The organism is Anaeromassilibacillus sp. Marseille-P3371 (assembly GCF_900169665.1).
GTDB lineage: Bacteria > Bacillota > Clostridia > Oscillospirales > Acutalibacteraceae > Anaeromassilibacillus.
Map to the genome: position 1 here is coordinate 1,806,303 of NZ_LT835157.1, position 7,570 is coordinate 1,813,872.

Below are 7,570 nucleotides of genomic sequence, written 5' to 3' on the forward strand. Positions count from 1 at the left end.
TTCATCCTCCTTATCCGATCTGCCGCGCGATCTCGTTCATGACGGATTGGATGGCGCGGCGCGTCTCGACGGGGCTCTCCACCGGCTGGTTGAAGTTGACCGTCACCTGGACCTGTTTTTCCCGCGCAGCCGAAAGGGAGGCCGGCGGCTGCGGCAGGTCCGCCTGCTTTTGGTGCGTCTGATAGAATTTGTCCGCGGCGGCGTTGGCCTGGTCGATCAAGGTCTGCTGGTAGTTGGAGATCGCGTCGGTGACCTCCTGCACGTAGTCCAGCACGCTGCCAAATTTGTCCTTGAAGCCCTCCGCCAGCTTTTGGCCGATGCTCTGGCCCGCCAAGTCGTACTCCGGCGCATACGACTGGATGAGTTCGATGATCTCCTTCTGCGTCTTTGCCATGATGGCCTTTTCGGCCTCGGCGCGCAGTTGGAAATCGCTGGTCATCTTGTCGTATTCCTCGTTGATCTTGTCCAGTTCCTGTTGAAGGGCGTCCTGCTGCTTCTGCGATTCCTCCTGGACCTTCTGGATCTCCTCTTCCAGCCGTTCGCGCTCCGCCTCGCGGGCCTCCTGGTCCAGGCGTTCCTGTTCCTCTTTTTCCAGGCGGGCCAGCTCCTGCTGGTACTGCTTGCGCTGGTAGTCGTCCTTTTCATAGGCGAGCTGTAGCTGTAGGGCCTGCTTTTTCTGCTCGTACTCCCGGCGCTTTTCCTCGCTCTCCTCCTGTTTTTCCAGCTCGTCGAGCGCGTCGATCTGCCCCTGGATGGCGGAGACCGTCTCGTCCTCCCAGGTCTGCCAGTTCCCGATGCTCTCTTGTATGCGGTCCTGTTCCGCTTTGCGCTGTTCCTCGTAGCGGTTGCGCAGGGCCTCTACCAGGGCGCCGGCCAGCGAATCGATCGCGTTGATCTCCTCCTGTTGGAGCTCTTTTTTGAGGTTGTACAGCTCGATCTCCAAGTCCATCTGGATTTCCTTGTTGTTCTTATATTTCCGCTGCAAGCGTTCCAGGTGTTCGATTTGTTCCTCTGTGGAAAGGTCCTCCAGGACGATCCGGTTTTGGAGGTTTTGGTACTCCTCTTGGTAGGCCCGTTTGCGCGCTTCGTGGATTTTTTCTTCCAGCTCCAACTTCTGTTCGGCGTTCAGCACATATTGGGCCTGTTCCTCGGTGAGCTGGGCGAGTGTGCTGGTGGTCAACTCTCCAATCTGCGCGCTCATCTGTTCGGCCTTCCGCTGGATGGTCTCCAAAAGTTCCAGCTCCTGCGCGGCGGTCATCCGGTCCATCGCCTTTTCGTGGGAGATGTCGCCGTAGGCGTCGTCCAGCATGCCCTGGGCGGCCTCTTTTTGCATTTCCGCCAGCCGTTTTTGGGATTCGTACAGGCGCGCATTCAGGTCCAGATCCTGCTCCTTGGTGAGCAGATAGGCGCGCTGTGCTTCGCTGGCCTTGTCCCAATCCGCGTCGGGCGCATACACATACTCCTTGCGCAGTGCGTCGAGCTTGCGGTATTCCTCTTGGGCGAGCTGGATGCTCTCCTCGCTGAGCTTCTCCTTCTGGTCCAGTTCGTCATAGGCCGCGTCCAGTTTTTCCTGGACGCCCTGGCGCTGTTCCTCCCGGATCTCCTTTTCCACGGAAAAGATGCGGTATTCGAGGTTCATCCGGTCGTCGGCCAAATCGTTGTACTTCTGTTGCAGCTCTTTTAGCCAGGCGAGCTCCTGCTGCAAATTGAGCTGTTCCATCTTCTTCTGATGGTCCATTTGTTTCAGCTCGTCCGAAAGGCCGCTGTCCTTCCGGACGGAAGACGGCACGTTGGAAGCGGCTGGCTTTGTGGAGTTCCAGGTCGAATGCCGGATGGTTTCGATCTTGCGCTTCATCTCTTCGTACAGGGCGATCGTGCTTTCGAGCTGCTCTTTCTCCTGCGCAAGCTGCTGCCAGAGGGCGATCTTTTTCGGGCTGTTGGTTACGCGCTGTTCCTGGCGCTGCTGTGTCGTGACGGAGGCGTACTCCGAGGCCGCGGCGATTTGATAAACCTGTATCTCAGACTCCAACATCTCGATCTTTTTCTGCGTGGTGTCGATCTGGGATTCCAGCTGCTGCCGGTTGTTTTCCAGGAAGGAGACGGTCGCCTCCTTCTGTGCGTCGGCGGCCTCCCGAAGGACCTCGCCGTTGCGCAGGGTGAGATCGTTGGTCTTTTGGAGGTAGTCGTCGATCTGCGGATATTTCGACCGCATCTCTTCGAGCTGGTTCAAGTTCAGGCTCTGCCCGGAGGAGAGGGTCTGGTAGGCGGTGGAAAGCTCATTCAAATTGTCCGCGTAGGATTGATACTGGACCTCCATCAAAAGCTGCCCGCTCTGCAACGTCAGGTCCCCGGTCTGTTGGAGGTAGCTGTGGACCTCGGGGAGTGCCTGCGCCAATTGTTGCAGTTCCTCTTTGGAGAGCGCCACCCCGCCGGAAAGCTTTGCGTAGGCGTCGGAAAGGGTCTCCATGGAGACGGTTTGCTGCCCGTACTGCTGTGTCAGGATATACGCCAGGTCCGCTTGCCTTTGGGCTTCCTCGTTTGCCTTCCGCCAGGAAGCGGCGTAGCGTTCAACCAGTTCGGGGTCCTTCAGCATCTCATTGATGTCGGAGGCAATCCCTTGAATCTGGTCTTCCGAAACAGTCCCTTGAAAGAGCTCGTCGTACTCCTTCAGCATTTCGCGCACAGCCGTCTTGTACTGTTCGCTCATGTTGGTGAACGAAGTGATGATCTCCCCGTTGGAATCGGTGATCCCGGTGGCTTCTTCCACTGCAACGTAGTAATAGTCCCTGGCCTCCTGGGCCACTTCACGGTATTGGTGCTTTAGCTCTGCGAGCTCTTCGGATTGGCTTTTCAGCTGTTCCTCAAGCATCGTTTTCGACAGCGTTGGATTGACNCGGCGGCGTTGGCCTGGTCGATCAAGGTCTGCTGGTAGTTGGAGATCGCGTCGGTGACCTCCTGCACGTAGTCCAGCACGCTGCCAAATTTGTCCTTGAAGCCCTCCGCCAGCTTTTGGCCGATGCTCTGGCCCGCCAAGTCGTACTCCGGCGCATACGACTGGATGAGTTCGATGATCTCCTTCTGCGTCTTTGCCATGATGGCCTTTTCGGCCTCGGCGCGCAGTTGGAAATCGCTGGTCATCTTGTCGTATTCCTCGTTGATCTTGTCCAGTTCCTGTTGAAGGGCGTCCTGCTGCTTCTGCGATTCCTCCTGGACCTTCTGGATCTCCTCTTCCAGCCGTTCGCGCTCCGCCTCGCGGGCCTCCTGGTCCAGGCGTTCCTGTTCCTCTTTTTCCAGGCGGGCCAGCTCCTGCTGGTACTGCTTGCGCTGGTAGTCGTCCTTTTCATAGGCGAGCTGTAGCTGTAGGGCCTGCTTTTTCTGCTCGTACTCCCGGCGCTTTTCCTCGCTCTCCTCCTGTTTTTCCAGCTCGTCGAGCGCGTCGATCTGCCCCTGGATGGCGGAGACCGTCTCGTCCTCCCAGGTCTGCCAGTTCCCGATGCTCTCTTGTATGCGGTCCTGTTCCGCTTTGCGCTGTTCCTCGTAGCGGTTGCGCAGGGCCTCTACCAGGGCGCCGGCCAGCGAATCGATCGCGTTGATCTCCTCCTGTTGGAGCTCTTTTTTGAGGTTGTACAGCTCGATCTCCAAGTCCATCTGGATTTCCTTGTTGTTCTTATATTTCCGCTGCAAGCGTTCCAGGTGTTCGATTTGTTCCTCTGTGGAAAGGTCCTCCAGGACGATCCGGTTTTGGAGGTTTTGGTACTCCTCTTGGTAGGCCCGTTTGCGCGCTTCGTGGATTTTTTCTTCCAGCTCCAACTTCTGTTCGGCGTTCAGCACATATTGGGCCTGTTCCTCGGTGAGCTGGGCGAGTGTGCTGGTGGTCAACTCTCCAATCTGCGCGCTCATCTGTTCGGCCTTCCGCTGGATGGTCTCCAAAAGTTCCAGCTCCTGCGCGGCGGTCATCCGGTCCATCGCCTTTTCGTGGGAGATGTCGCCGTAGGCGTCGTCCAGCATGCCCTGGGCGGCCTCTTTTTGCATTTCCGCCAGCCGTTTTTGGGATTCGTACAGGCGCGCATTCAGGTCCAGATCCTGCTCCTTGGTGAGCAGATAGGCGCGCTGTGCTTCGCTGGCCTTGTCCCAATCCGCGTCGGGCGCATACACATACTCCTTGCGCAGTGCGTCGAGCTTGCGGTATTCCTCTTGGGCGAGCTGGATGCTCTCCTCGCTGAGCTTCTCCTTCTGGTCCAGTTCGTCATAGGCCGCGTCCAGTTTTTCCTGGACGCCCTGGCGCTGTTCCTCCCGGATCTCCTTTTCCACGGAAAAGATGCGGTATTCGAGGTTCATCCGGTCGTCGGCCAAATCGTTGTACTTCTGTTGCAGCTCTTTTAGCCAGGCGAGCTCCTGCTGCAAATTGAGCTGTTCCATCTTCTTCTGATGGTCCATTTGTTTCAGCTCGTCCGAAAGGCCGCTGTCCTTCCGGACGGAAGACGGCACGTTGGAAGCGGCTGGCTTTGTGGAGTTCCAGGTCGAATGCCGGATGGTTTCGATCTTGCGCTTCATCTCTTCGTACAGGGCGATCGTGCTTTCGAGCTGCTCTTTCTCCTGCGCAAGCTGCTGCCAGAGGGCGATCTTTTTCGGGCTGTTGGTTACGCGCTGTTCCTGGCGCTGCTGTGTCGTGACGGAGGCGTACTCCGAGGCCGCGGCGATTTGATAAACCTGTATCTCAGACTCCAACATCTCGATCTTTTTCTGCGTGGTGTCGATCTGGGATTCCAGCTGCTGCCGGTTGTTTTCCAGGAAGGAGACGGTCGCCTCCTTCTGTGCGTCGGCGGCCTCCCGAAGGACCTCGCCGTTGCGCAGGGTGAGATCGTTGGTCTTTTGGAGGTAGTCGTCGATCTGCGGATATTTCGACCGCATCTCTTCGAGCTGGTTCAAGTTCAGGCTCTGCCCGGAGGAGAGGGTCTGGTAGGCGGTGGAAAGCTCATTCAAATTGTCCGCGTAGGATTGATACTGGACCTCCATCAAAAGCTGCCCGCTCTGCAACGTCAGGTCCCCGGTCTGTTGGAGGTAGCTGTGGACCTCGGGGAGTGCCTGCGCCAATTGTTGCAGTTCCTCTTTGGAGAGCGCCACCCCGCCGGAAAGCTTTGCGTAGGCGTCGGAAAGGGTCTCCATGGAGACGGTTTGCTGCCCGTACTGCTGTGTCAGGATATACGCCAGGTCCGCTTGCCTTTGGGCTTCCTCGTTTGCCTTCCGCCAGGAAGCGGCGTAGCGTTCAACCAGTTCGGGGTCCTTCAGCATCTCATTGATGTCGGAGGCAATCCCTTGAATCTGGTCTTCCGAAACAGTCCCTTGAAAGAGCTCGTCGTACTCCTTCAGCATTTCGCGCACAGCCGTCTTGTACTGTTCGCTCATGTTGGTGAACGAAGTGATGATCTCCCCGTTGGAATCGGTGATCCCGGTGGCTTCTTCCACTGCAACGTAGTAATAGTCCCTGGCCTCCTGGGCCACTTCACGGTATTGGTGCTTTAGCTCTGCGAGCTCTTCGGATTGGCTTTTCAGCTGTTCCTCAAGCATCGTTTTCGACAGCGTTGGATTGACGTCCATCAGCGCTGCGTCGCTCCATTCCAGCCATTCCCGGTTCTGCGCCATGCTGGCCTCAAGGTCCTGGATCTGTTTTTGCAAGGCGCCGGCGTCGTTTGCGTAGACCGCGCCGTTGTCCACTGCCTTCTGGCGGTAATATTCTTCCTCCTCGCGCATCAGGCTGAGCCGTTCGCGAAGCTGCTCGTTGCCTGCTAGGATGGCCTGCCCTTCGCTGTCGTACCCGACGATGAGGTTGGGCATGAGGTTGGCCAGGGATTCTCTGGCCGCGCGCACCTCCTGGATGGAGGAAGTTGCATCCTGCAAAACCGCCAGATTGGCCTCTGCCGTGCGGATCGTTTCTGAATAGCTCTGCGCCTGCTGGATTCCCTCCTGAAAGGCGAGCATCTGTTCCGCGCGCATCTTTTGATAGGCCTCGGCAATCATCCCGACCACGGAAGCGGCCAAGTTCAGCCCCGCTACAAAGGAGCCGATCAAATTCACCCCCGAAGCGAGGGCGCTGAGGCCGGAGGAACCGGACTCGCGGAGTTTGTCGATCCGGCTGGCAAGCTCCTCCAATTTCGAGAAAGCATCCGGCAGCGTATCGGTGAAAACCGACAGGCCGCTCTGCAAAGCGCTGCTGCCGGACGTCCCTGCATCCGCCTTTGCGCCGCCGGCCTGCTGCGGCTGAATCGCCCGCAGCGGCGCGGAAGAAATCTTGTTCTGCTGTGCGAGGAAGGAACGCATCGCGTCGTATGTGCGGTCAAATTGTATTTCCAGCTCCTGGAGCTTGTTGCGCTCCAGCTCCAACTGAACGGTCGCCCGCTGTGCTTGCAGCGCTGTATCGGTCCCTGCGGCGGGCGTGCCGGCGAGCTCTTGCAGCTGGATCATGGTCCTGCGCTGCTGTTCGAGCTGTTCAGCGATCTCCACGAGCTTTTTCCGGTATTGTTCAGCGCCCTCCACCATGGTCTGGTTGAATTCTTTTGCCGTTTTGTCTGCGTCGCTGTACATGTCGTCCCAAAGGTCGGCAAGATCGGCGACACGCGTTTCCAGCAAGCGGGTGTCCAGGCCGAGCCCGGAACCGTCTTTTCCCAATGTTCGATCCGGCAAATCGTCACCTCCTAAATTTGTGCATCAAAAAACCGCCCCCTAAAAGAGCGGCGGGATCAGGAACTTTTTAAGGGCATCCCGCAGCCGTCTTCTCTATTTTTTAACAGAACCCTAGAAGGCGCGCTGAGTCCAAAAGCCTGCGCGGGATGCGAATCGCATTTCCCCCGGCGGGCTGTTCACCCCGCCGGTTTCCTTAAATCTGCGCCCGAACCGGTTCCTTTGAGGCCGCGCCCCAACAGGCGCGCTGAGGCCAAAAGCCCGCGTGGGATGCGAATCGCATTTCCCCCGGCAGGTTGTTCGCCCCGCCGGGTTCCTTAAAGCCGCGCCCGAACCGGTTTCTTTGAGGCCGCGCCCCAACAGGCGCGCTGAAGCCAAAAAGCCTGCGCGGGATGCGAACCGCATTCTTCCCCGGCGGGCTGTTCACCCCGCCGGTTTCCTTAAATCCGCGCCCGAACCGGTTTCTTTGAGACCGCGCCCCAACAGGCGCGCTGAGGCAAAAAAGCCTGCGTGGGATGCGAACCGCATTCTTCCCCGGCGGGCTGTTCGCCCCGCCGGGTTCCTTAAAGCCGCATCTAAACCGGTTTCTTTAAGGCCGCGCCCCAACAGGCGCGCTGAGGCAAAAAAGCCTGCGTGGGATGCGAACCGCATTCTTCCCCGGCAGGTTGTTTGCACCGCTGGTTTCCTTAAAGCCGCGCCCGAACCGGTTCCTTTGAGGCCGCGCCCCAAAGCGGAGTGCGGTCAAGCGGTATTTCTGCGGGCGAATCGGAGGCGCTTTGAAAAAGCAGGCCGGAACAAACGCCGGTTACCCCTCCCACTCGTCCGCAAAGACCTCTTCGTCCTTCCCGCCGGGCGTGTGCAGGTCGTTGTACTCGTCCATCACAGCGAGGAA

2 protein-coding genes are annotated in these 7,570 nt (G+C 58.4%); both read right to left on the reverse strand.

Annotation, left to right across the window (positions count from 1 at the left end; all coding sequences use genetic code 11):
- Positions 1 to 10 precede the first annotated feature (10 nt).
- Positions 11 to 2,869 (reverse strand): hypothetical protein, encoded by a 2,859-nt coding sequence (locus B9Y59_RS07090; RefSeq protein WP_085532623.1) that lies wholly within the window; start codon positions 2,867 to 2,869, stop codon positions 11 to 13.
- A gap of 4,495 nt (positions 2,870 to 7,364) precedes the next feature.
- Positions 7,365 to 7,570: hypothetical protein (locus B9Y59_RS16060; protein ID WP_207651498.1), on the reverse strand; the 206-nt coding region annotated here is incomplete at its 5' end.